Below are 23,243 nucleotides of genomic sequence, written 5' to 3' on the forward strand. Positions count from 1 at the left end.
ATCTAATCCTTTCTAAAATACAAAATGCGTAACACTTATCTTCTTATTATAACAAATATTTAAGAATCAGTTCCCAAAAATGTTTTAAATGTAGTATAATGGTACAGAATGTATTTAAGTTAAAGAGAGGGAGGGCTTGTCATGAAGCAAATGTTTCTTTCAACGGCAACAGAATTTAAAAAAATAGAAACATTCGAGCCAGGTGCTTGGATTAATTTGGTTAACCCCTCCCAGGAAGAATCCTTGCAGATTGCTGAAAAGTTTAATATTGACATCACAGATTTGAGAGCTCCGCTTGATGTTGAAGAAACTTCACGTGTTTCTGCCGAAAATGATTATACTTTGGTTATCGTAGACGTTCCAACACACGAAGAACGAAATAACAAGAGCTACTATATCACTATCCCTCTTGGCATTATAGTAACTAAAACTGCTGTTATCACTACCTGTTTGGAACCTTTGGCACTCTTTGATAATTTTTTAAACCATCGTACACGCAATTTCTATACATTTATGAAAACGCGTTTTGTTTTCCAACTGCTTTACCGCAATGCGGGCCTTTACCTTACTGCCCTTCGTTCTATTGATCGTCAGAGTGATAAAATTGAAGCTGAATTGGAAAAAGCAACGCGCAATGAACAGCTGATTGATATGATGGAACTGGAAAAGTCTATTGTCTACTTAAGAGCTTCTCTTAAATTAAATGAGCGGATTGTCAAAAAACTCTCCAGTAATACATCTAGTCTTAAAAAGTATGTTGAAGACGAAGATTTGTTAGAAGATACCCTGATTGAGACCCAGCAAGCGATTGAAATGGCTGGTATTTATGAAAATGTCCTTAATGTTATGACCGAAACATCGGCGTCAATTATTTCCAATAATCAAAATACGATTATGAAAACACTGGCTCTTATGACGATGGCTTTAGATATCCCAACAGTGATCTTCTCAGCTTACGGAATGAATTTTCAAAATAATTGGCTGCCCTTAAATGGTCTGCCTCATGCCTTCTGGTATATTGTTCTCATCGCTGCTGCTATGAGTTCAATAGTGGTTATTTACTTTATTCGAAAGAAATGGTTTTAAGGGGGTAAGAATGCCGGGCACTAAAGTGCCTCGGCATTCTACGCCATCCGCTATCCAAGCGGTATGGCTAACCCCCTTACTTGCTCTAGGCTAAAATAAAATCGATTTTAGCCTCATCGCATCGTAGCTGTTTAACATTGACCGCAATTGCTCTGCCTTTGCTGCAAGAAAATATTTTCTTCAGGGATAAGTTTGCCGGGCACTAAAGTGTCTCGGCATTCTACGCCATCCGCTATCCAAGCGGTATGGCTAACCCCCTTACTTGCTCTAGGCTAAAATAAAATCGATTTTAGCCTCGTCGCATCGTAGCTGTTTAACATTGACCGCAATTGCTCTGCCTTTGCTGCAAGCAAACATTTTTTTCAGGGATAAGTTTGTTAAAAAGACTTTACTATTTTCATAAACAGGAGAATTTTAGCACATGGATTTACAAGATCTTACTAAAAAAAATCAGGATTTCATTAATATCGCTACACATCAATTGATGCAAAATGGTAAAACCGATGAGGATATTAAAATTATTCTGGAAGACGTTCTGCCAGATATCTTAGAACATCAGAAAAAAGGTATTCCTGCTCGATCATTTTTAGGAGCCCCAACAGCTTTTGCAGACCAATTTATCACAGAGTCAAAAGAACCATTGACTAAAAGCAGGCCTAAAAATACCAATCCTTGGCTGATGTGGTTAGATACATCTCTGCTTTTTCTTGCTATCATTACTATCGCAACTGGTCTAATGAATTTCTTTAGCAAACAATCCCCAACTTATGGCCTTATAACACTTCTTATCCTAGGACTTGGCGGAGGAGCTGTTATGTTTGCTAGTTATTATTTTATTTACAGACATTCTGGAAAACCTAAGGACGAACGTCCAAGTCTCTTTAAATCATTTGGCCTGCTTATTGTATTTATGATTTTTTGGATGTTTCTTTATGTTTTAACAGCCTTCTTACCAGCAGCTATAAATCCAAAAATTCCTGATATTGCGCTTATAGTTATTGCAGCTGTTGCTTTTGGCCTGCGTTATTATCTCAAGAAAAAATACAATACAGAGAATGCTTTTTCTCCTCAGCCAAGCTCCAACTAGCTCCTTCATTTAACCAGACTGACAGCTTAGACAAAAGTCCCCAGCCCATGCATTTAAGGCATTAATAAGTAAAAAAGGAGTTTATAATGAAAAAAGGATACATTTGGTATTTATTACTTGCTGCTTTAGCCTGTTATTTTATAGTTACAGCTTTTTTTCCTGCTTTGCATCTAGTGTTTAACACTATGCTTATATTGGCTATCGCCTTTATACTAATGGGATTAGGTAGTAGGAGTGCTATTTTAGCCTTCATCGGTCTAGGCTTTTTGAGTATCTATCTAAAAGATACCTTTCATTTTCACTACTCAATAGGACCGCTATTTGCCGGGCTGGTTCTTATAGGAGTCATCATCAACGGTATCTTAAAACCGCGTTACTCCTATCATTATAAGAAATATTTCAATCCTTATTTTGAAGGGAATAAAAGAACTTATGATAGTGATGATGAGGCAAACATCTATCTTAAAACCCTCTTTTCAGAAAATATGAGTTATATCACCTCTCAGCAAATAAGCCATCTATTTATCACTACTAAATTTGGAGGCCAGTATGTAGATCTATCTCAGGCACAATTTATGACGGATTCTCCTGAAATTCATTTAGATGTTAGCTTTGCTGATACAACTATTCGGATTCCAAGTCATTGGAAGATCATCAATAAGGCAAGTTCTCCTTTTGCAACCATTTCTTTTTCAGGTTATCCAAGCACAGAGGATCAGCAAATAACGGTCCTTCTAACAGGAACAGTAGCTATGGGAACTGTCAACATTCAGTATTAACAACTAACTTCTTTTTTAAATAAAAGTTATTTAAAAAGCCCATCGTAAAGATCTTAAACAGTTCTTCTACAATAGGCTTTTTATTTCAATCATTGTTTAACAATAATAAATAGTTTAGGAATCAATTGTAGAAACTACCGATTCCTAAACTATTTTTAATCCTCATTTACAAAAGGCATAAGCGCCATAACGCGAGCGCGTTTGATTGCTGTTGTTACTTTACGTTGGTTTTTAGCTGAAGTTCCAGTAACACGGCGCGGTAAAATTTTTCCGCGTTCTGAGATGAAACGGCTAAGAAGCTCAGTATCTTTGTAATCAACATATTCAATTTTATTTGCTGCAATATAATCAACTTTTTTACGGCGTTTAAATCCGCCACGACGTTGTTGAGCCATGTTTTTCTCCTTTATATTCTGATATTAAGGGCGTAAAAAAAGCGGCAGAAAAAGAAGAAATCGCTGAAAATTCAAATTTTCAAAATGATCTAACTTTTTCCAGGCTTCTAGCCCGAACTCAAAGTTACTTTGAGCAAAAGTCCAGTCTGCTAGAATGGTAAATCATCATCAGAGATATCCATTGGATTTGAGTTACCAAATGGATTCTCATCTCTGCCAAAGTTTGGTGCTTGCGATTGTGAAGGAGCGGACTGAGATGAAAAATCATTTCCGCTGAAATTATTGTTACCAGCATTATAGCTGCTAGACTGATTCTCACGCGCAGCCCGGCTTTCCAAAATTTGGAAATTGTCCGCAACAACCTCTGTAACATAAACACGCTGACCCTGCTGGTTTTCATAATTACGCGTCTGAATACGGCCTGTAATACCAAGAAGCGTGCCCTTTTTAGCCCAATTGGCCAAATTTTCAGCCTGCTGACGCCAAATAACGATATTAATGAAATCAGCTTCACGTTCACCATTTTGGTTTTTGAAATTACGATTAACCGCCAGAGTGAAAGTTGCGACTGCTTGGTTACTTGGCGTATAACGAAGCTCTGCATCACGTGTCATGCGGCCAACCAGTACGACATTATTAATCATACACTTACACCTTCTTAAGCATCCAATTTAACAATCATATGACGAAGAATGTCATTGTTGATTTTTGAAAGACGATCGAACTCATTGAGAGATACAGCGTCTTCAGTTTCAACAGTAATGACATGGTAAAGTCCCTCATGAAAATCTTGAATTTCATAAGCAAGACGGCGTTTTTCCCAATCTTTTGATTCAGCAATAGACGCACCATTGTCTGTCAAGATGGAATCAAAACGTGCTACCAAAGCATTTTTTGCTTCTTCTTCAATGTTTGGACGAATAATATAAAGAATTTCATATTTTGCCATTGATAGTTCCTCCTTTTGGTCTAATGACCCCAAATCATTGTAAGGGGTAAGTGAGGGTTACTCACAAAACATTATTATACAGGATTATAATCAGTAATGCAAGTAGCTCCTGTTCCATTTTCGCCTATCCTTAATATCTTCATGACCTTTCTAGCAGATCTTTATTGCTATAAGTAAATATGCAAACTAAAAAAGATATTTTTAATGGAATCATTAACCTTTGGAGCGTTTAAAACATTGGCATTTATCCTCTTGCACCAGCTCAAAGTGAAGTTTTTGAGCTGGCAAAGCTTAGCTGCTAAAGGTTTGAAAAGAAGCTATTGCTAGATTTAATCTCGAAAATCAAGGGAACCTATCCTTTTTGCTTTTGCTGAATTAACAGCATAGAACATCTAAATCTGATAACAATGCTATCATTCTTGTCAATAAAAAACTCCTGCTGTTCTCATTAAGAATCTCAGGAGTTTTGTTTTGAGCTTTTTATAATGTCATTGGCTTTCTCCTTTATACTCTTCCTTTAAGCTTAAGAGCTTCTTTTCATCAACACTTTACTTTTACATTTTAGGACTTTTATATCATCTTAAAAGAGTTCATCCTAATGATGTCATTTTTACGAGCAATCCATCTTTTTATACTAAACAGATAGTATCATTTCAAAACTGTAAAATTAAACTGCCTACTTTATCTTTTATCACCATTTTTATAGCGACTGATATCAAAGGTTAACATAAGCGCTACCTCCATATTAATTAAGAAAGAGAACAACTAAGAACAAACAAATAGAAAATTTAATCTCCGTTTTTATACCTTGCCTTATTCATTTTTATCATGTGAATACCTCCTTTTTAATAGGTATTTGTATCTATCCTTCTTTACATTTTTATTATATAGTAAGCGCTTCCATTTGTCAAGAAATAATTCGTATTTTTGGAAAATAAATAAGCTTTTGCTACAATATACCTTATGATAGATTTGAAAGATTATGGTATCCAGATGTGGGATAAGACTAAAATTGCTGATTTTAGAAGAACCCTCTTATCATGGTATGATCAGGAAAAGAGAGATCTTCCTTGGCGCAGAACGAAAGATCCTTATAAGATTTGGATTTCTGAGATTATGCTGCAGCAAACACAAGTTAGTACTGTTATTCCCTATTATAATCGTTTCTTAGAATGGTTTCCATCTATTTGGGATTTAGCTCAAGCTCCTGAAGAAAAACTGCTGAAGGCCTGGGAAGGGCTGGGCTATTACAGCCGCGTTAGGAATATGCAGGCTGCAGCACAGCAAATTATTAAAGACTATAACGGCAGCTTTCCACAGACTTATGCTGAAATAGTTCAATTAAAAGGAATCGGCCCCTATACCGCAGGAGCCATAGCCAGCATTGCTTTTGACTTACCAGAACCAGCTGTTGATGGCAATGTTATGCGTGTGATGGCAAGACTTTTTGAAGTTGATTATGATATTGGGAATCCAAAAAACCGTAAAATCTTTCAGGCTATAACAGAACAGCTTATAGACCCAGTACGGCCTGGAGATTTTAACCAGGCTTTAATGGATCTGGGAACTGATATTGAATCTGCTAAGAATCCAAGACCTGAAGAAAGCCCGGTAAGAGCATTTAGTGCAGCTTATCTGCATAAAACAGTAGATAAATATCCGATCAAACTGCCTAAGAAAAAACCACGGCCCATTCATTTGCAGGCTTTTATCATTCGTAATGATAAAGGAGAATTTTTACTTGAAAAAAATATTCAGGGACGGCTTTTAGGGGGCTTTTGGTCCTTTCCCATTTTAGAAACAGAGCCGATAGCTCAGCAACTTAATCTCTTTGAAAATAAAAGTGATACGATTTTAAAAAACCAGCCGCAAAAAAACTTATTTAGGCAAATTTATCAGTTAAAACCCCAATGGTCAGCAACAGTTTTTAAATCTGTCCAGCATACCTTCAGTCATCAAAAATGGCAAATTGAATTAATCGAAGGCTTCATAGCAGATGAAGTTCCTCTCCTAAAAGACAAAAACCTACGTTGGGTGGCTGCCAAAGAATTTTCAGCTTATCCTTTTGCAGCTCCGCAAAAGAAAATGGTGGACAATTACTTAGCCGCAAAATGGCCTTAACAAAAAACAAGGGAATGGTAAGAACCAATACTTCACTCTTTGGCTTCTTTTCCATTTCCTTGTTTTTAATTGATAATTCCAGATTGAAATCTTTTAAACTCATTTTGCCGCTTAAGCATTTAATTCAGCAATAATGGCTTTAAGTTGGTCTTTGGTATGAACACCAGCAACTTGTTTAACAACTTCTCCGTCTTTTTTAAAAAGAAGGGTTGGTATGCTCATGATACCAAAGTTTTGTGCTGTAGCAGGGTTTTCATCAACATCAATCTTAACAATTGTTAGTTCATCTTCTGAAAATTCTTCAGACAGCTGCTCTAAGATTGGTGCCTGCATGAGACAGGGACCGCACCAGGTTGCCCAAAAATCAACAAGGACGAGACCATCCTTTGTTTCTGCTTCAAAATTAGCATCTGTTACAACTTTTGTCATAAAAATTCTCCTTCTTTGATTTTTATAAATTTATTCTACACTAAAAGACCGTATTTGCCTAATATTTGCTACGTCATTTAAAACTAACAATCGTTGCACCAGATCCTCCTGCATTTTGGGGAGCATAAGCAAAGTCTTTAACATGTTTATTGCGACGCAGATAATTCTTGACACCTTCACGAATAACGCCTGTACCAATACCATGAATAATATCTACCTGAGCCATATTATTTAAAAGAGCTTGATCTATGAATGCATCTAGTTCCCTCATTGCTTCTTCATAGCGCTTGCCTCTTAAATCAAGCCTTGCACTCGGCGCCTTGTGAGAAGTCTTTTTCACAGACCGAGCCTGCTGTTTCTTAGATCCGTGATTTTTTCCTTTTGCTGCTAAATCAAATTCCCTTTCTTTCAAAGTCATTTTTATCAGACCAACCTGGGCTTCCCAGCGTCCGTCTTTAAGCTGTTTTATCAATGTCCCTCTCTGACCGTAGCTGCTGACAATAATATCATCGCCAGCATGGATAGCACGCTGTTTTTTAGCTTTTTTAAGGATTTTGTTTTTCGATAAATCAACTTCTGGTGCTAATTTTTCCAGCTTACTCTTTGCTTCTATCACTTGATGAGGCTTCAGCTGCGCTTTTTCATGAAGGTTTTTAAGGATCTCATTGCTTTCTGTCAAAGCTTTTTCAATAATACTTTGCGCTTCTAACTTAGCTTTATTTAATTCTTTATCTTTAGCATGTGAAAATTCCTGATAAAGTTTCTTGACAGCACGGTTAAACTTTAGATTCTCCTGCTCAACTTCCTGAATATTATCCAGACGTCTGCGGCTCTCAGCCATTTGTTTTTCCAACTGCTCAATCATGCTATTAACATCAGAATCAGCATATGTTAATTTTTCGGCTTCTGAAACAATAATTTCGTCCAAGCCCAAACGGCGAGCTATCTCAAAAGCGTTTGAGCGGCCTGGTACCCCTTGCATAAAACGATAAGTCGGACTCAGACTGGCCATATCAAATTCCATACTGGCATTTTCTACGAATGCTTTTTCAATGCCATAAGCCTTTAGTTCTGGATAATGGGTGGTTGCCATTGTTTTAATATGAGAAAGACGCAGATGTTCCAAAATACTTATCGCTAAAGCAGCACCTTCCTGCGGATCAGTTCCAGCACCTAATTCATCAAATAACACCAAGCTATCACTATCAGCATGAGTCAAAATTTCAACTATATGAGTCATATGACTTGAAAAAGTAGAAAGGCTCTGCTCAATAGACTGCTCATCGCCGATATCAGCAAAAATATCTTTAAAGACAGCTACCTTACTTCCGCTATCTGCTAAAATAGGAAGTCCTGACTGTGCCAATAACTGTGTCAGTCCTAATGTTTTTAGTAAGATTGTTTTTCCGCCTGTATTGGGGCCTGTGATCAAAATTGTTGTCGTTTGATCCCCAAAATACAAATCATTAGCGACTGGATTAAGTAAAAGAGGGTGGCGGACACTTAAAAGTTGGATAGAATGATTTTTGGTGAGGCTTGGCAGGGAAGCTTTTTTCTCTCTCATATAAAGGTATTTAGCCCGAACAAAATCAATATGGCCTAAAAGCCAAGCATTATTATTAATAGCTGGCGCTTGAGGACGCAGACTTTCTGCCAGCTTTTTCAAAATACACGCTATTTCATGGCGTTCATCAGCTTGAGCCTGTGTCAGATCTTCATTGAGCTTAACAACTCCTCTAGGCTCTATATAAACTGTATTTCCCGAAGCAGAAATATCATGCACAACGCCTTGTATCCGGTGACGATAGGTATTTTTCACCGGCAGGACACTGCGGCCATTGCGGCTGGCAACCAGGCTTTCCGCCAGCATCTCTCTCTGATTTTTCAGCATCTCCTGAAGGATTTGCCGAATTTCTTGCTCTTTTTGCTGAATTTTCTGCCTAATTCTGCCTAATTCTGGACTGGCAAAATCTTCAACAAAGCCGCTGTCATTAATAGATTGCAGACTGCCTTGCAAATCAGGAAAAATAACTAAATTTTGAAAAGTATAACCTAAAGTTTTTAAAGAAATATTCTCTAAATCTCTATAAAATTGGTGAGCGTGGGCTGACATCTGCAGAATCCGCTTTAAGGCTAAAAGTTCCTCAATATTAAGATCAGCGCCTAATTCTAAACGGCGCAAAGCTTCTGTAATATCTTGGCTGCTGCCAAATCCAAAACGCCCATATTCTTGGAAGATTTGTTCCATATCCGCAACTTCTGCAAAAGAACGCTCTATTTTTTCTATATTAGTCATGGGCAAAAGTTTGCTCAGCTCTATTTTCCCTTGCTCTGTCTGCAGCAAATCAGCAAAAGGTCTTTTGGCTTTATCAAATTCTAAAATATCTAAAATCTTTGTATTCATGGATTCATTATAACATAAGCATACAAAATGAACTGCACCCAAGCTGGATTTTTATTATCCAGCTTGGGTGCAGTTTAAACTAATCCTCTCTAGTCAGCGCAGTTAACAAAGCACTCTAAAATTTGAGAACTTTTCTTTTAAACTTTCATTTCATGATAGCCAAAAATAATGAATAAGCCATGAAAATAATGGAAAATCAATCAAAAAGCGAATCATGAAACTCTTTGCTAAAAATGACTGGATATTCTGTAAGGGAACAGCAGCCAGAACATTAAAAAACAAACTTAAAGACAGCATCGTCACAAGAACTGCTAGGCCGCCGCTCAAGTAAGTATAAAAGGGTTTATGGAAACGATCTGACTTTACAAAATGAACAAAAATCCCCAATACTCTAAAAACAGTATAAATAGCAAGATAGATGACAAAAAAAGATAGACCTGAATAAAAAATTTTATCTAAATCAAAAAGATCAACTGATTTAAAAAAGTTAACAGAGGTCTCTGGCGTTGCATTTGAAAAAGGAACCCAAAGGGTTAATACTTCTGACAGCCTCTTATAATAGATAGCCGCAGCCCCAATAGAGATGAGGCTGGAAAAAAAATAAAAGGTCTGCAAAATAATACCGCGATGACTGCCAATATAAAAATTCCAAGCCAAAAGCAATAACAGCAAAAGCGAAATCATTTCTTATCTCCGCTTTGCTGTGCACGGTTTTTAAGAATGGATAATTCCTTGGTTCTAAATTTTTCCAGCTCCTCTTCCTTTTTATCAAAATCAATCTCTCGGCTAAGCTGGGTTGATAAAGCATTAATTGCCATTAAAATAGCAATTGTCTCATCATCTGCCTGCGGTAATTTTTCCTTAATAGCCTCATATTTTTCTCTGGCAACACGTTCAATTTCTTCCATAAAAAGATTGTCTTTATCAGTTGTCAGTGTCAGCGTTTTTTCACCAAATGTGAACTTATAGCGATTTTTACTTGTCATAACTCCACCTCAAGTTTTATTATAACGTAAAATAACTTTTTCGTAAATTAAAGATTTTTCAGCAAATAAGCCGTAAATCTTTATCAGAAAAGGAATTTAAGCGATTTTTGACATTAAAATTTTTCTAAAAATATCTACAAAACTAAATCATTTATCAATAATATCTTATTAGATTCTTCCAAAGTTTAGGTACTTTATGCTAAAATGTTAATTATGGAGACTTTTGTTGTAAAACTTGATGAAAAAGCTATTAGCAGTTTAGAAGAAAAATTAAAAAGGCATCAAGTTCAAAATGCCAATGCCTATGTTCGCTTTGCGGCCAAAGTAAAACAAGTCACTGTTCTTATCTATAGCTCTAACAAGGTTGTTTTTCAAGGCAATGCTGCTCAGCAGCTAGCACAGCAGATGGGAGTTCTGCCAAAAAAACAGAACCAAACAGCTCCGTCGAAAAGTCAAAAAAAGGAAAAGAGTTCCGTTCTTGGAACAGACGAGGTAGGAAATGGCTCCTACTTTGGCGGTTTGGCTGTTGTGGCAAGCTTTGTCACACCCCATGAACATGATTTTTTAAAAGAAATGGGAATTGATGATTCTAAAAACTTAACTGATACTAAAATTAGGCAGTTAGCTCCGCTATTAGAAGAAAAAATCCCTCATCGATCACTTCTGCTGACCCCTAAAAAATATAATCAAGTCGTCGGAAAAGGACTAAAGCATAATGCTGTCTCTGTTAAAGTAGCTCTGCATAATCAGGCTATCTTTTTACTTCTAAAAGATGGCATAAAACCAGATAAAATTGTTATTGATGCCTTTACCAGTCCAAAGAATTATGACAGATACCTTCAAAATGAAAAAAATCGCTTCTCTTCTCCCATAAGCCTTGAAGAAAAAGCTGAAGGCAAATACTTGGCAGTGGCTGTCAGCTCTATTATTGCCCGCAGTCTATTCCTTGAGAATCTTGAACATTTAAGCCGGGAGATTGGGTTTCAGCTGCCAAGCGGAGCCGGCAGACAATCAGACAAGGCAGCCAGCCAGATTTTAAAAGTTTATGGAAAATCAGGGCTTGAGTTAACTGCTAAATGGCATTTCAAAAATACAGAAAAAGCCTATCATTTATTAAAAAAGTAAGGATATTATCATGAAAAATTTTCTAAAAGAATGGGGAATCTTTATTCTTTTCATTGCTGCACTTATATTGAGCCGTATCTTTGTTTGGGCTCCTGTACGAGTTGAAGGACACTCTATGGATCCTACCTTGGCCGATAAAGAACAGATTATTATCGTTAAAACAACATCTATAAAAAACTTTGATATTGTTGTTGCCAAAGAAGGCAAAAAAAACATTGTCAAACGTGTAGTCGGAATGCCTGGAGATACAATTTCATTTAACAACGACACGTTATCTATAAATGGTAAAAAAGTTGATGAAACTTATCTTAAGTCCTTTAAGAAAAAATTTGCTAAGGATAAACTGCAAAAAACGTATTCTTATAATAACTATTTCCAGCAGTTAGCTGCAAGTTCAGCTGCCTTTACAACTGACAGTCAAGGAAAAGCAAACTTCACTGTCACTGTTCCTAAAGGACAGTATTTCCTTTTAGGAGATGATCGTATTGTCTCTAAAGACAGCCGCCAAGTAGGAACCTTCTCGAGAAATAAAATTATCGGTGAGGTCAAGTTCCGCTTTTGGCCTTTAAAAGCCATTAAATTTATTTCAAATAAGTAGTTGTTTGCAGACATTGCACTGATGGAACGGGATAGAAACTCACTGTAGGAACTGTTGCCGCTCCTTTTTTGATAAGGAAATGCTATGACATATTATTTTTCAGGTACTATTGAACGCCTTATTTTCGAAAATAGCAGTAATTTTTTTAAAATTATTCTCTTAGAAATTGATGACACAGACAGTGGCTTTGAAGAAGCAGAAATTATTGTAACAGGCACAATTGCTGAGGTCATAGAAGGAGAGTCTTACACTTTTTGGGGAGAGCTGATCCAGCATCCAAAATACGGGGAACAATTAAAAGCAGAACGCTATGAACGTGCCAAGCCTTCTTCAACTGGTCTTATTAAATATTTTTCCGGCAAACATTTTAAAGGAATCGGACAAAAAACGGCGGAAAAAATAGTTCAGGTATATGGCGATAATCCTATTGATAAAATTCTCGAAAATCCTGATAAATTAGATACTATTTCTGGACTTTCTCAAAATAAAAAAGAAGAATTTGTCCAAAAATTGCGGCTGAACTACGGTACTGAACAAATTTTGGCTAAATTGGCAAAATATGGCCTTACTAATAAACTTGCCTTTCAAATTTATGATCATTATAGAGAAGAAAGTCTCAATATAATCAAAGACAATCCCTATCAGCTGGTCGAAGATATCCAAGGAATTGGCTTTAAAATTGCGGATCAGCTAGCTGAGCAAATCGGTATTAAGAGCGATGCAAAAGAGCGTTTTCGTGCCGCACTTCTCCACACTCTCTTAGAGACATCTCTTGATAAGGGAGATACTTATATAGAAGCTAAGGAACTGCTTGAAAGAGCTATTGAATTGCTTGAGGATGCTAGGCAAGTAGAATTAGAGGCTAATCAGGTTGCCCAAGAGTTAACCCAATTGATTAAAGAAGATAAAGTCCAAAATATTGAAACTAAAATTTTTGATAACTCTCTTTTTTATGCTGAAGCAGGTATTCAAAAAAATTTATCGCGCCTTCTTCAGCAAAAACTTGAAAAGAATTTCGATACTAAAACCATTCAAGCAGAAATCAAACAGCTTCAGCAAAAATTTAAATTAACTTATGACAATGTACAAAAAGAAGCTATTCAAAAAGCTATTCAGAGCAAGATTTTTCTATTAACTGGAGGCCCAGGAACTGGCAAAACTACTGTGATCAACGGAATCATAGAAACATATGCTAGTCTTCATAATATTGATCTGAATCAAAAGGACTGCCCTATCATTTTAGCAGCGCCGACTGGACGGGCAGCCAGACGTATGCACGAGTTAACAGGTCTTTCCAGTGCAACAATTCATCGGCATTTAGGTTTAAATGGTGACAGCGACTATCAGACGATTGATGACTACCTTGATTGTGATTTGATCATTATTGACGAGTTTTCCATGGTGGATACTTGGCTAGCCAATCAGCTTTTTAATGCGATTGCCACTCACACGCAAGTCATTATTGTCGGAGACAGCGACCAGCTCCCTTCTGTAGGACCAGGTCAAGTGCTGGCTGATTTACTGAAAGTTCCCCAATTAACGCAGGTTTCACTATCTAAAATCTTCCGACAGTCTGAGGATTCCACCATTGTTACCTTAGCTAGTGAGATCAAGCAAGGTTATTTGCCAGATGATTTCACAGCTAAAAAAGCCGATCGGTCTTACTTTGAAGCACAGAGCAGCCATATCCCTCAGATGGTTGAACAAATTGTCAGCTCTGCTATTCGAAACGGGATTGATGCTCAAGAAATCCAAATTCTAGCACCTATGTATCGCGGACAAGCTGGAATTGATCACCTTAATCATTTAATGCAAGAATTGCTTAATCCTCTAAAAGATCGGACAGAATTTCAATTTAACAACATTCACTTTCGCAAAGCAGATAAAATACTTCATCTTGTAAACGATGCTGAATTAAATATCTTTAATGGTGATATTGGCTATATTACAGACCTTATACCGGCTAAAGACACTGAATCTAAACAGGATGAAATGATTATTGATTTTGATGGTGCTGAAATTCTCTATCCTCGCAGTGAATGGAACAAAATAACTCTAGCTTATGCCATGAGTATCCATAAATCACAAGGAAGCGAATTCAAAGTTGTTATTCTTCCTATCACCAGACAAGGCGGACGGCTTCTAAAACGCAATCTCATTTATACAGCTATTACACGCTCAAAAAGTAAGCTCATCATGCTGGGAGAATTAACAGCCTTTGAGCTGGCTGTTAAAAATGAAGCAACAAGCCGTAAAACTTATCTGGTAGAACGTTTTACTTCTGTGGTTTCTGAAAATTCTAGCAAGCATAAAATTGAGCCAGACCAAGAAACAGCAGGAGAAAATGCAACATACATTTTAAGAGAAAATAATATTTTTGACATTAATCCCATGATTGGTATAACACAGACTGATATTGATTATTTTTTCAAAAAATAATAAGGGCCTGCCATTTAAAATCACTGTAAATTATGTTAAAATAGATGTATTGTAATAAATTTTTACTTTTAAACAAGGAGATTTTTAATGACTTACGAAGAAACAGCTAAATCATTTAGAACCAGCAATATTATCATTATCGTTTTAAATATATTATCGTTAATTTTAGGACTTATCAGCTTGCTAGGGCTTTTTATGACAAACCAAGCGATTAAACAGGGAAATACAGATCAATATAATCTTTCAGCTAGACAAATAGAAATCATTAAGCAAGCTTTGACGCCTTTGTCTCTGACTATTATTATTGTGGCAATAGCTATTAATCTTGCGATTGTTATTTTTTGCTTCATCAATCTATCTAGATTAAACCAAGAAACTGCCGTTACTCCTATCCCTTATTATATTGGACTTGTTCTTTCGGCTATATCAGTGATTAATACTACTTTGGCAGGAAATTTGTCCATTTTGTCTTTGGGTATTCAAGCTGCCTTCATTATTCTTTATTTCTATGCCATTCAAAAAGCGAGAGCTTTAGTCAAACTTCTTTAAGGCTAAGTTCAAGCTGTTTAATTACTTTTTATGATAGGTTAAGAAATTGGGATCTTTTCTCAGTTTCTTTTTTTGTTCAAAAAATTAGAATTCTCTCAGTTTCTTTCAAACCTTATTTGTCTGACTTCTCTTTTTAACTTTCCTAGCCCGTTTACTGTACAAGTTACCTCTTTGTGTTGATTTTTTTTGAAATCTTTTGATATTTTTTGCTTTTCTTTTTCAAAAACTATTGCTTTTTATATGAAAACGTTTTAAAATAATATCGTTCTTAAAATTTCTTTAAAGAAAGAAGAATGGTATTTCTTCTATAAAGTTCCTTCTTCTTTTGTCTAAGAAAAAAATATTATAAGGAGGAAGAACAAGAATGGCTATCGGAATCGTTATCGCCAGTCACGGTGAATTTGCTGCTGGTATCCACCAATCTGGTTCTATGATTTTTGGCGAACAAGAAAAAGTTCAAGTAGTCACTTTCATGCCAAATGAAGGTCCTGATGATCTTTATGCCAAGTTTAACGATGCAGTTGCTGCATTCGATGCTGATGATGAGATCTTGATCTTAGCTGACCTATGGAGTGGATCTCCTTTCAATCAAGCCAGTCGGGTCATGGAAGAAAGTCCTGATCGCAAGTTTGCTGTCATCACCGGACTTAATCTGCCTATGCTTATACAAGCCTATACAGAGCGCATGATGGATGCTTCTGCTGGTGTTGATCAAGTTGTGGCAAACATTATTAAAGAGGCAAAGGGTGGTGTTAAGGCCCTCCCTGAAGAACTTAATCCAGCTGAATCTGAAAAGACAGCAGCTCCTGCAGAGGAAAGCCCTGTTGCGCAGGGGGCTATTCCTGAAGGTACCGTTATTGGTGATGGAAAACTTAAAATTAATTTAGCTAGGGTCGATACACGCCTTTTACACGGACAAGTTGCCACCGGCTGGACACCTGCCTCTAAAGCTGACCGTATCATCGTGGCATCAGATACTGTCGCTAAAGATGAACTTCGTAAAGATTTGATCAAACAAGCTGCGCCAAACGGTGTAAAAGCAAATGTTGTTCCTATTAAGAAATTGATTGAAGCTGCTAAAGATCCTCGTTTTGGCAATACGCATGCTCTCATCCTCTTTGAAACACCGCAAGAAGCACTAGAAGCAATTGAAGGCGGCGTTCCCATCAAAGAATTAAACATTGGCTCTATGGCTCACTCAACTGGTAAAACGATGGTTAATAATGTCTTATCAATGGATAAAAATGACGTTGCTACCTTTGAAAAATTAAGAGACTTAGGTGTTTCATTCGATGTTCGCAAAGTACCTAATGATTCTCAAAAAGACTTGTTTGAGCTCATTGAAAAAGCAAATGTCCAATAAAAAGAGAGAAAACTACAAAGAGCTGCTAGCCTTTGCCTGCTTTTTTAATCTTTAAATGATTTAGTTTTTTCTCTATTTAACTATTTTACTTAATATTTCTTATCGTTTTACTCATTTATATCAGACTCATTGAAAGGATCTAGAAACATGTCAGATATTTCTATTATTTCCATGATTTTGGTCGTTATCATCGCTTTCTTTGCAGGGATGGATGGGATTCTTGACCAATTTCAATTTCATCAACCGCTGGTTTCTTGTACCTTGATCGGTCTTGTCACTGGTCATTTAGAAGCAGGTCTTATACTTGGCGGTTCACTTCAAATGATCGCTCTTGGCTGGGCTAATATTGGCGCAGCTGTTGCACCCGATATCGCACTTGCTGCTTCAGCAGCTGCTATTATCATGGTTAAAGGAGGAGACTTCTCTAATAGAGGTATCGGAGTAGCAACAGCACTTGCTGTACCTCTTGCAGTTGCTGGTCTCGCACTTACAATGATTGTCCGCACCCTATCAGTAGCTGTTGTTCACGGTGCTGATGCAGCAGCAAAACAAGGGAATATCCGGGCAGTAGAACGTGCTCATTATCTTGCCCTTTTCATGCAAGGTCTCCGTATTGCTCTGCCAGCTGCTTTACTTCTTGCTTTGCCTACCTCTACAGTGCAGTCTATGCTTCACTTTATACCTGATTGGTTAAAAGATGGTATGGTCATCGGCGGTGGTATGGTCGTTGCCGTGGGTTATGCTATGGTTATTAACATGATGGCAACTCGTGAAGTTTGGCCTTTCTTTGCTCTTGGTTTCGCACTTGCTGCTTTGACTAATTTAACCCTGATTGCTCTTGGTGCAATCGGTGTCGCTATCGCTCTTATCTACCTCAACCTGTCAAAACAAGGCGGTTCAGGCAATGGTGGTTCCTCAGGCGGTTCCAACGATCCCATTGGCGATATTTTAGAAGATTACTAGAAAGGAGCGAGAAATCATGGCAGAAAAAATCAAACTTTCCAAATCAGATCGCAGAAAAATTTGGTGGCGTTCTACCTTCTTACAAGGTTCTTGGAATTATGAACGTATGCAAAACTTAGGTTGGGCCTACTCACTGATTCCAGCTCTCAAAAAGCTTTACACAAAAAAAGAAGACCGGGCAGCAGCTCTTGAGCGGCACTTAGAATTCTTTAATACTCACCCTTATGTTGCAGCTCCTATTATGGGGGTTACCCTAGCTCTTGAAGAAGAAAAAGCTAACGGTTCTGACATTGATAATACCGCTATTCAAGGAGTTAAAATCGGTATGATGGGACCGCTTGCTGGTGTCGGTGATCCAGTCTTTTGGTTTACAGTACGTCCGATCCTTGGTGCTCTTGGAGCTTCTTTAGCCCAGGCTGGTAATATCATGGGGCCAATTATCTTCTTTCTAGGCTGGAATATTATTCGTATGGCCTTTCTTTGGTACACTCAAGAATTGGGCTATAGAGCAGGTTCTGAAATTACTAAAGACTTATCAGGCGGTATCCTCAAAGATATCACTAAAGGAGCTTCTATCCTTGGTATGTTCATTCTTGCCGCTCTGGTAGAGCGTTGGGTTGCTGTTAAATTTGCCGTTGGGCTGCCAGCAACTAAATTATCAAATGATAATGGTCAGACCTTTATCCCTCTCCCTAAAGGATCTGTCTCTGGTGAGAAACTGAAAGAGGCTATTGAAGGCTATAAGAACGGTCTTAATCTCGGTCCAATCAAGGTTAACACACTTCAAGATCAGCTGGATTCTTTAATCCCAGGACTTATGGGACTGCTCTTAACCTTATTATGTATGTGGCTGCTTAAGAAAAAAGTATCACCAATTACTATTATCATCGGGCTCTTCGTAGTAGGTATTGTTGCCCATGTCATTGGCTTGATGTAATCAAGATCAGCATAAATAGTTTTTATGCATGAGGTTGGATAAAATCCAACCTCTTTTAAAATAGACTAGAGATTTGGTTAAGGCAGCGGTATTGTTCAAATACTTAGCACACTATCTATAATAGTTTTATTTATCATTGCTAATGATAAATAGCCTAAGCTGGCTTTTTTTGATATAATGAGACAGTATCTAATTCAGGAGTAGTTTATGGCACAGTCAATTAATACAAAAGTTGAATACACAGGCAAGGGCGTCTCTTATCTCGGAATAGGCGGGACAGTTGGTAAATTTCTCCTTGGAGATAGAGGATTTGAATTTTATAATGATAATAATGTCGAACATTTTATCCAAATTCCTTGGACTAGTATTATAGAGATGGGAGCAAATGTTCATCGTCAAAAAGTCAGCCGTCATTTTGAGATCATCACAGACAAAGGCAAATTTCTTTTTGCTTCTTCTAACTCTGGCAAAATTTTAAAGATCGCCAGACAGCATGTAGGAAATGACAAAATTGTCCGCTATCCTAGCCTGCTGCAAAAAATCGGCAGCTTCTTTAGGAGAAAAAATAAAGATTAGGTTAGCTTATTATATAAGCAGCAAAGAGAGTCAGTAAACTTTTTTAAAATAAGTTTACTGACTCTCTTCTTCTTTAATTGCACTGTTTTCAAGAGCAATATATTTATCAAGTTTAAGAACTAACTGGCCACTCTTGAGAGATGTTGTTATTTTTTCTTTATAAAATTAAAAATTCTAATGACAGCTTCTTTCGCATTCAGTTATTTACATTCTTTTTCAAATCTTGTATAATAAAAACAACGGATAAGTAAGTTCAGTTATTCTTTCAGAAAGTCTGCGGTTGCTGTAAGCAGACAGAAAATTGACCCGAAATTCTACCGTGAAAATTCATTAAAAATGATAATTGAGAGCACAGTTGTTGTGAAGCTGGATGGAACCGCGCATAAGCGCTCCAGCATCATAATGGCTGTCTTTGTTTTTTAATTAGGAGGTAAGTATGTTAGATATTAAACGCATTCGCCACGATTTTGAGGATATCAGTCAAAAGTTAGCAAGACGCGGTGTTGACCAAGAAACACTGCAGCAATTAAAAGAATTAGATGAAAAACGCCGCCGCTTACTGGTAACAGCTGAAGAAGCAAAGGCTAAGCGTAACACAGCTTCCGCTGCTATCGCTCAGGCCAAACGCAATAAAGAGGATGCCTCAGAACAAATTGCTGCTATGCAAAAGCTAGCTGCTGAAATCAAATCATTAGATAGTGAGCTAGCTGCTGCTGATGACCAATTAACAACACTTACTACGACCTTACCTAATATCCCAGCCAAAGACGTTCCTGTCGGTGCTGATGAAAATGAAAATATTGAAGTCCGCCGCTGGGGAAAACCTCATCACTTTGATTTTACGATCAAAGCTCACTGGGATCTAGGGGAAGACCTCGGCATTCTTGATTGGGAACGCGGTGCCAAAGTAACTGGTTCTCGCTTCCTCTTTTACAAAGGCTTGGGGGCTCGTTTGGAGCGCGCACTTTATAATTTTATGCTGGATGAACATGCTAAGGAAGGTTATACAGAAGTTATCCCGCCTTATATGGTCAATCATGACTCTATGTTCGGTACCGGACAGTATCCCAAATTTAAGGAAGATACTTTTGAGTTAGCAGAAACAGACTATGTCCTCATTCCAACAGCTGAAGTCCCCTTGACCAATTATTATCGTGACGAAATTCTTGATGGCAAAGACTTACCAGTCTATTTCACGGCTATGAGCCCTTCTTTTCGTTCAGAAGCTGGTTCTGCCGGCCGTGATACACGAGGGCTCATCCGCCTCCATCAGTTTCACAAAGTAGAAATGGTCAAGTTTGCCAAACCAGAAGATTCCTATGATGAATTGGAAAAAATGGTTGCTAATGCTGAGAATATCCTGCAAAAATTAGACTTGCCCTACCGTGTCATCACCTTATGTACCGGCGATATGGGATTCTCAGCTGCCAAAACTTATGATTTGGAGGTCTGGATACCTGCGCAAAATACTTATCGTGAAATCTCATCTTGTTCAAATACAGAAGATTTCCAAGCACGCCGGGCACAAATTCGTTACCGCGACGAAGCAGATGGCAAGGTCAAACTGCTCCACACCCTTAATGGTTCAGGACTGGCAGTTGGACGTACCGTCGCAGCTATCCTTGAAAACTATCAAAATGCAGATGGTTCAGTTACTATCCCTGAGGTTCTTCGTCCTTATATGGGTGGTGTCCAAGTCATTTCACCTCAATCATAAAAAAGCAGAACAAATAAAAAGCACCCCAAAAATTAGACTAAAACTCTAACGATTGAGGGGCTTTTCTTATCATCTTATGTTATAAAGAGAAAACTGGTCTGGATAAACTGGAAAAATCAGATCTTCCATGATCTACATTTCACCATCCATTTGGCCTAAAGAGTCACAACTTAGATTATTTGGCTTTACTCATCAAAAGAAATTGTTTGCAAGTTTAAGCAACAAGCCCTTAATAAAATTTTGTTAGAAGGTCAGCAGTTCTAACGACAGTATAAGAAAATCTTTCTTTGGCATTTTGAAGCTGGAAATATTCTGTGGCTATGAAACCCACCTTTAAAAGTATTGGCCAGCTAAAATCAGCTATTACAGATTATATTATTTATACTCTTCAAACTAGGTCAGCTTCACCTTGCCTTAGCACTGCCCATAGCTAGCTTCCTAGTTTGCTTTTTGATTTTCATTGAGTATTACTGCAGTAACAAACAAATCAAGACAAAATTAAAAGGACTGAGTCCTGTCTAATACAGAAACACAATCCTTTTGACAAAATTAATTGTCCAATTTTGGGGATAGCAGAAATCCCGTCTTTAGAAATTTACGCTTAACTTTTACTGTTCCAAGGAATAGTAAAAATGGAATAAGGAATAACTATTCATTGATGCACAATAAATATATTTTTATTGACAGAAATTTGCCCAGCCTAAGCCAGCTCCTGATATAGCTCCTAAATCCCAACCAATTGCTGCACCAGCAATAGGACCGAGACCTCCGCCTTCAGCAGCAGGGGCAGATACAGCAGCACCAATACCAGCACCAGTACCAGCACCAGCTAAACCTCCTGCAAGTGCAGAACTGCCTGTCCCTACAATACATTGACCCCAGTTACCGCCTTCTACAGCAGCCAACATATCTACATCCATAGTATCAAATTGTTCCAATGTTTGAGTGTTCATAATAAAAACCTCATTTCTTTTAAATTTGTTAGCTTTACCTGCTAACACCCTCATTGTAAACCTTTTCATTATGTTTGTTAAGCGAAAAAGAGTAAGATAACCAGATATTAATGATAATGATAACATAAAGAAATGGGATATTAACATCTTGAAATACCATCTGGTCATTTAAAATGTCAGCTGCTTATGACTTCTGCATTAGACCATAAAATAGCAAGTTTTTAGTTTTCACCAGTTTAAACACTTCCAAAATAAAAATTCTCATCACTTTAAATATCAAAAAAGCGACAACAACTGCTATGGATTTTACGATTTATTTGTATTGTCAGCAGAGTAATTTCTCCTATTTTCACTTAGTAAATCTATGGTTGCCTTATAATATTAAAAAATGATTGGTCTTTCTCCAATAGAAAGACCAATCATACAAAATTCATGAGCTTATGAATACTAATAATTAATGTGTGTAATAATAATAAGCTTTACCCACAGCATAGCCTGCACCATAGACAAGTGTCACAGCAGCTATTCCTGTCCCAATAGCTGCCAGAACCTCTCCACCATTAACATCCATTAATTCGTCATCTGTCATCTCTGCATAGTTTGTTATCGAAGTTGTCATTGTCAGTACCATCCTTTGCTATTATTACTATTAGATTAATGAGCTGCATCATTGTAGCCATTATAGGCTCCTAAACCAAAAACAACTATAGCCGGAGCCGGACTAATGGCAACGTATGTAGCGGCAGCCTCTTTCCAAGTCCAACCACCTTCAACAGCAGCGAGAGCTCTTGCATCCATGACATCAAATTGTTCTAATGTTCGAGTGTTCATCATAAAAACCTCATTTCTTTTAAATTTGTTAGCTTTACCTGCTAACACCCTCATTGTAAACCTTTTTATTATGTTTGTTAAGTGAAAAAGAGTAAGATAACCAGATATTAATAATAATGATAACATAAAGAAATGGGATATTAACATCTTGAAATACCATCTGGTCATTTAAAATATCAGCTGCTTATGACTTCTGCATTAGACCATAAAATAGCAAGTTTTTAGTTTTCACCAGTTTAAACACTTCCAAAATAAAAATTCTCATCACTTTAAATATCAAAAAAGCGACAACAACTGCTATGGATTTTACGATTTATTTGTATTGTCAGCAGAGTAATTTCTCCTATTTTCACTTAGTAAATCTATGGTTGCCTTATAATATTAAAAAATGATTGGTCTTTCTCCAATAGAAAGACCAATCATACAAAATTCATGAGCTTATGAATACTAATAATTAATGTGTGTAATAATAATAAGCTTTACCCACAGCATAGCCTGCACCATAGACAAGTGTCACAGCAGCTATTCCTGTCCCAATAGCTGCCAGAACCTCTCCACCATTAACATCCATTAATTCGTCATCTGTCATCTCTGCATAGTTTGTTATCGAAGTTGTCATTGTCAGTACCATCCTTTGCTATTATTAATTACTATTAGATTAATGAGCCGCATCATTGTAGCCATTATAGGCTCCTAAACCAAAAACAGAAGCATTTGATACGATTGGCCATACAGTCGGATTAGTAGCAACGTATATAGCGGCAGCCTCTTTCCAAGTCCAACCACCCTCAACAGCAGCGAGAGCTCTTGCATCCATGACATCAAATTGTTCTAATGTTTGAGTGTTCATAATAAAAACCTCATTTCTTTTAAATTTATTAGCTTTACCTGCTAACATCCTTATTGTAAACCTTTATATTATGTTTGTTAAGCGAAAAAGAATAAAATAACCAGAT

At 37.2% G+C, this 23,243-nt stretch carries 25 protein-coding genes; 13 read left to right on the plus strand and 12 right to left on the minus strand.

The window, feature by feature from the left end:
- Nucleotides 1-141 precede the first annotated feature (141 nt).
- From STRMA_RS06200 to STRMA_RS06210, 3 genes are all read left to right on the plus strand, one after another.
- Complete coding sequence (locus tag STRMA_RS06200; protein ID WP_003078759.1) at nucleotides 142-1,086, plus strand: magnesium transporter CorA family protein; 945 nt, start codon at nucleotides 142-144, stop codon at nucleotides 1,084-1,086.
- Between the two features lie 421 nt (nucleotides 1,087-1,507).
- Nucleotides 1,508-2,173 (plus strand): DUF1129 domain-containing protein, encoded by a 666-nt coding sequence (locus tag STRMA_RS06205; RefSeq protein WP_003081038.1) that lies wholly within the window; start codon nucleotides 1,508-1,510, stop codon nucleotides 2,171-2,173.
- Nucleotides 2,174-2,259: 86 nt separating this feature from the next.
- Complete coding sequence (locus STRMA_RS06210) at nucleotides 2,260-2,952, plus strand: hypothetical protein (protein ID WP_003082374.1); 693 nt, start codon at nucleotides 2,260-2,262, stop codon at nucleotides 2,950-2,952.
- Nucleotides 2,953-3,107: 155 nt separating this feature from the next.
- Here the strand turns inward: STRMA_RS06210 and rpsR are convergent, their stop codons facing one another.
- The 3 genes from rpsR to rpsF all read right to left on the minus strand — a co-directional run bounded on the left by rpsR (nucleotide 3,108) and on the right by rpsF (nucleotide 4,296).
- Nucleotides 3,108-3,347, minus strand: a complete 240-nt coding sequence (rpsR, locus tag STRMA_RS06215) for a 30S ribosomal protein S18 (protein WP_003080521.1) — start codon at nucleotides 3,345-3,347, stop codon at nucleotides 3,108-3,110.
- A 149-nt stretch (nucleotides 3,348-3,496) separates the two neighbouring features.
- The gene (locus tag STRMA_RS06220) at nucleotides 3,497-3,991 is read right to left on the minus strand and encodes a single-stranded DNA-binding protein (protein ID WP_003081501.1); all 495 of its coding nucleotides are present in this window, start codon (nucleotides 3,989-3,991) and stop codon (nucleotides 3,497-3,499) included.
- A 14-nt stretch (nucleotides 3,992-4,005) separates the two neighbouring features.
- Nucleotides 4,006-4,296, minus strand: a complete 291-nt coding sequence (gene rpsF / locus STRMA_RS06225) for a 30S ribosomal protein S6 (RefSeq protein WP_003079004.1) — start codon at nucleotides 4,294-4,296, stop codon at nucleotides 4,006-4,008.
- A 963-nt stretch (nucleotides 4,297-5,259) separates the two neighbouring features.
- Here rpsF and mutY point away from each other — a divergent pair.
- On the plus strand, nucleotides 5,260-6,417 hold the full coding sequence (mutY, locus tag STRMA_RS06230) for an A/G-specific adenine glycosylase (protein ID WP_003080711.1): 1,158 nt from the start codon (nucleotides 5,260-5,262) through the stop codon (nucleotides 6,415-6,417).
- 111 nt (nucleotides 6,418-6,528) lie between these two features.
- Here the strand turns inward: mutY and trxA are convergent, their stop codons facing one another.
- The 4 genes from trxA to STRMA_RS06250 form a co-directional block, all read right to left on the minus strand.
- Complete coding sequence (trxA, locus tag STRMA_RS06235; RefSeq protein ID WP_003082390.1) at nucleotides 6,529-6,846, minus strand: thioredoxin; 318 nt, start codon at nucleotides 6,844-6,846, stop codon at nucleotides 6,529-6,531.
- A gap of 73 nt (nucleotides 6,847-6,919) precedes the next feature.
- On the minus strand, nucleotides 6,920-9,250 hold the full coding sequence (locus tag STRMA_RS06240; RefSeq protein ID WP_003080608.1) for an endonuclease MutS2: 2,331 nt from the start codon (nucleotides 9,248-9,250) through the stop codon (nucleotides 6,920-6,922).
- Between the two features lie 150 nt (nucleotides 9,251-9,400).
- Complete coding sequence (locus tag STRMA_RS06245; protein WP_003079711.1) at nucleotides 9,401-9,934, minus strand: CvpA family protein; 534 nt, start codon at nucleotides 9,932-9,934, stop codon at nucleotides 9,401-9,403.
- Nucleotides 9,931-10,236, minus strand: coding sequence for a hypothetical protein (locus STRMA_RS06250; RefSeq protein ID WP_003081953.1), 306 nt, complete (start codon nucleotides 10,234-10,236; stop codon nucleotides 9,931-9,933). Before STRMA_RS06250 ends, STRMA_RS06245 begins: the two co-directional genes overlap by 4 nt.
- Before the next feature lie 213 nt (nucleotides 10,237-10,449).
- On the opposite strand from STRMA_RS06250, the gene rnhC reads away from it, so the two are divergent.
- The 9 genes from rnhC to serS all read left to right on the plus strand — a co-directional run bounded on the left by rnhC (nucleotide 10,450) and on the right by serS (nucleotide 20,503).
- A complete protein-coding gene (gene rnhC, locus STRMA_RS06255; protein WP_040841834.1) occupies nucleotides 10,450-11,361 on the plus strand; it encodes a ribonuclease HIII in 912 nt (303 codons plus the stop codon).
- 10 nt (nucleotides 11,362-11,371) lie between these two features.
- Nucleotides 11,372-11,959, plus strand: a complete 588-nt coding sequence (gene lepB, locus STRMA_RS06260) for a signal peptidase I (RefSeq protein ID WP_003081020.1) — start codon at nucleotides 11,372-11,374, stop codon at nucleotides 11,957-11,959.
- Between the two features lie 84 nt (nucleotides 11,960-12,043).
- Nucleotides 12,044-14,398, plus strand: a complete 2,355-nt coding sequence (gene recD2 / locus STRMA_RS06265; protein WP_003080072.1) for an SF1B family DNA helicase RecD2 — start codon at nucleotides 12,044-12,046, stop codon at nucleotides 14,396-14,398.
- Between the two features lie 87 nt (nucleotides 14,399-14,485).
- The gene (locus STRMA_RS06270; protein ID WP_003080762.1) at nucleotides 14,486-14,947 is read left to right on the plus strand and encodes a hypothetical protein; all 462 of its coding nucleotides are present in this window, start codon (nucleotides 14,486-14,488) and stop codon (nucleotides 14,945-14,947) included.
- Nucleotides 14,948-15,311: 364 nt separating this feature from the next.
- Nucleotides 15,312-16,310 (plus strand): mannose/fructose/sorbose PTS transporter subunit IIA, encoded by a 999-nt coding sequence (locus tag STRMA_RS06275; RefSeq protein ID WP_003080882.1) that lies wholly within the window; start codon nucleotides 15,312-15,314, stop codon nucleotides 16,308-16,310.
- 147 nt (nucleotides 16,311-16,457) lie between these two features.
- Nucleotides 16,458-17,273 (plus strand): PTS mannose/fructose/sorbose transporter subunit IIC, encoded by an 816-nt coding sequence (locus STRMA_RS06280; RefSeq protein ID WP_003078575.1) that lies wholly within the window; start codon nucleotides 16,458-16,460, stop codon nucleotides 17,271-17,273.
- A gap of 16 nt (nucleotides 17,274-17,289) precedes the next feature.
- Nucleotides 17,290-18,210 carry a PTS system mannose/fructose/sorbose family transporter subunit IID gene (locus STRMA_RS06285; protein ID WP_003080422.1) on the plus strand — a complete coding sequence of 307 codons (921 nt, stop codon included), beginning with the start codon at nucleotides 17,290-17,292 and terminating at the stop codon, nucleotides 18,208-18,210.
- A gap of 207 nt (nucleotides 18,211-18,417) precedes the next feature.
- The gene (locus STRMA_RS06290) at nucleotides 18,418-18,786 is read left to right on the plus strand and encodes a DUF956 family protein (RefSeq protein WP_003081790.1); all 369 of its coding nucleotides are present in this window, start codon (nucleotides 18,418-18,420) and stop codon (nucleotides 18,784-18,786) included.
- A 436-nt stretch (nucleotides 18,787-19,222) separates the two neighbouring features.
- Nucleotides 19,223-20,503, plus strand: a complete 1,281-nt coding sequence (gene serS / locus STRMA_RS06295) for a serine--tRNA ligase (RefSeq protein ID WP_003079394.1) — start codon at nucleotides 19,223-19,225, stop codon at nucleotides 20,501-20,503.
- A 677-nt stretch (nucleotides 20,504-21,180) separates the two neighbouring features.
- Here the strand turns inward: serS and STRMA_RS06300 are convergent.
- From STRMA_RS06300 to STRMA_RS06320, 5 genes are all read right to left on the minus strand, one after another.
- Nucleotides 21,181-21,456: a Blp family class II bacteriocin gene (locus STRMA_RS06300; protein ID WP_003078485.1), complete on the minus strand. Its 276-nt coding sequence runs from the start codon at nucleotides 21,454-21,456 to the stop codon at nucleotides 21,181-21,183.
- Between the two features lie 454 nt (nucleotides 21,457-21,910).
- Nucleotides 21,911-22,075, minus strand: coding sequence for a class IIb bacteriocin, lactobin A/cerein 7B family (locus STRMA_RS06305; RefSeq protein WP_003080849.1), 165 nt, complete (start codon nucleotides 22,073-22,075; stop codon nucleotides 21,911-21,913).
- Nucleotides 22,076-22,110: 35 nt separating this feature from the next.
- Complete coding sequence (locus STRMA_RS06310; protein ID WP_003078582.1) at nucleotides 22,111-22,290, minus strand: Blp family class II bacteriocin; 180 nt, start codon at nucleotides 22,288-22,290, stop codon at nucleotides 22,111-22,113.
- Between the two features lie 451 nt (nucleotides 22,291-22,741).
- Nucleotides 22,742-22,906 carry a class IIb bacteriocin, lactobin A/cerein 7B family gene (locus STRMA_RS06315; protein WP_003080849.1) on the minus strand — a complete coding sequence of 55 codons (165 nt, stop codon included), beginning with the start codon at nucleotides 22,904-22,906 and terminating at the stop codon, nucleotides 22,742-22,744.
- Nucleotides 22,907-22,945: 39 nt separating this feature from the next.
- On the minus strand, nucleotides 22,946-23,137 hold the full coding sequence (locus STRMA_RS06320; protein WP_115277053.1) for a Blp family class II bacteriocin: 192 nt from the start codon (nucleotides 23,135-23,137) through the stop codon (nucleotides 22,946-22,948).
- Nucleotides 23,138-23,243: the final 106 nt, after the last annotated feature.

The sequence above is a fragment of the Streptococcus macacae NCTC 11558 genome, from assembly GCF_000187995.2.
Classification (GTDB): Bacteria; Bacillota; Bacilli; order Lactobacillales; family Streptococcaceae; genus Streptococcus; species Streptococcus macacae.

What these genes read in the sequence shown, in the direction of transcription:
- STRMA_RS06200 (WP_003078759.1), top strand. Translation starts at nt 142, where the DNA reads ATGAAGCAAATGTTTCTTTCAACGGCAACAGAATTTAAAAAAATAGAA.
- STRMA_RS06205 (WP_003081038.1), top strand. Translation starts at nt 1,508, where the DNA reads ATGGATTTACAAGATCTTACTAAAAAAAATCAGGATTTCATTAATATC.
- STRMA_RS06210 (WP_003082374.1), top strand. Translation starts at nt 2,260, where the DNA reads ATGAAAAAAGGATACATTTGGTATTTATTACTTGCTGCTTTAGCCTGT.
- rpsR (WP_003080521.1), bottom strand. Translation starts at nt 3,347, where the DNA reads ATGGCTCAACAACGTCGTGGCGGATTTAAACGCCGTAAAAAAGTTGAT.
- STRMA_RS06220 (WP_003081501.1), bottom strand. Translation starts at nt 3,991, where the DNA reads ATGATTAATAATGTCGTACTGGTTGGCCGCATGACACGTGATGCAGAG.
- rpsF (WP_003079004.1), bottom strand. Translation starts at nt 4,296, where the DNA reads ATGGCAAAATATGAAATTCTTTATATTATTCGTCCAAACATTGAAGAA.
- mutY (WP_003080711.1), top strand. Translation starts at nt 5,260, where the DNA reads ATGATAGATTTGAAAGATTATGGTATCCAGATGTGGGATAAGACTAAA.
- trxA (WP_003082390.1), bottom strand. Translation starts at nt 6,846, where the DNA reads ATGACAAAAGTTGTAACAGATGCTAATTTTGAAGCAGAAACAAAGGAT.
- STRMA_RS06240 (WP_003080608.1), bottom strand. Translation starts at nt 9,250, where the DNA reads ATGAATACAAAGATTTTAGATATTTTAGAATTTGATAAAGCCAAAAGA.
- STRMA_RS06245 (WP_003079711.1), bottom strand. Translation starts at nt 9,934, where the DNA reads ATGATTTCGCTTTTGCTGTTATTGCTTTTGGCTTGGAATTTTTATATT.
- STRMA_RS06250 (WP_003081953.1), bottom strand. Translation starts at nt 10,236, where the DNA reads ATGACAAGTAAAAATCGCTATAAGTTCACATTTGGTGAAAAAACGCTG.
- rnhC (WP_040841834.1), top strand. Translation starts at nt 10,450, where the DNA reads ATGGAGACTTTTGTTGTAAAACTTGATGAAAAAGCTATTAGCAGTTTA.
- lepB (WP_003081020.1), top strand. Translation starts at nt 11,372, where the DNA reads ATGAAAAATTTTCTAAAAGAATGGGGAATCTTTATTCTTTTCATTGCT.
- recD2 (WP_003080072.1), top strand. Translation starts at nt 12,044, where the DNA reads ATGACATATTATTTTTCAGGTACTATTGAACGCCTTATTTTCGAAAAT.
- STRMA_RS06270 (WP_003080762.1), top strand. Translation starts at nt 14,486, where the DNA reads ATGACTTACGAAGAAACAGCTAAATCATTTAGAACCAGCAATATTATC.
- STRMA_RS06275 (WP_003080882.1), top strand. Translation starts at nt 15,312, where the DNA reads ATGGCTATCGGAATCGTTATCGCCAGTCACGGTGAATTTGCTGCTGGT.
- STRMA_RS06280 (WP_003078575.1), top strand. Translation starts at nt 16,458, where the DNA reads ATGTCAGATATTTCTATTATTTCCATGATTTTGGTCGTTATCATCGCT.
- STRMA_RS06285 (WP_003080422.1), top strand. Translation starts at nt 17,290, where the DNA reads ATGGCAGAAAAAATCAAACTTTCCAAATCAGATCGCAGAAAAATTTGG.
- STRMA_RS06290 (WP_003081790.1), top strand. Translation starts at nt 18,418, where the DNA reads ATGGCACAGTCAATTAATACAAAAGTTGAATACACAGGCAAGGGCGTC.
- serS (WP_003079394.1), top strand. Translation starts at nt 19,223, where the DNA reads ATGTTAGATATTAAACGCATTCGCCACGATTTTGAGGATATCAGTCAA.
- STRMA_RS06300 (WP_003078485.1), bottom strand. Translation starts at nt 21,456, where the DNA reads ATGAACACTCAAACATTGGAACAATTTGATACTATGGATGTAGATATG.
- STRMA_RS06305 (WP_003080849.1), bottom strand. Translation starts at nt 22,075, where the DNA reads ATGACAACTTCGATAACAAACTATGCAGAGATGACAGATGACGAATTA.
- STRMA_RS06310 (WP_003078582.1), bottom strand. Translation starts at nt 22,290, where the DNA reads ATGATGAACACTCGAACATTAGAACAATTTGATGTCATGGATGCAAGA.
- STRMA_RS06315 (WP_003080849.1), bottom strand. Translation starts at nt 22,906, where the DNA reads ATGACAACTTCGATAACAAACTATGCAGAGATGACAGATGACGAATTA.
- STRMA_RS06320 (WP_115277053.1), bottom strand. Translation starts at nt 23,137, where the DNA reads ATGAACACTCAAACATTAGAACAATTTGATGTCATGGATGCAAGAGCT.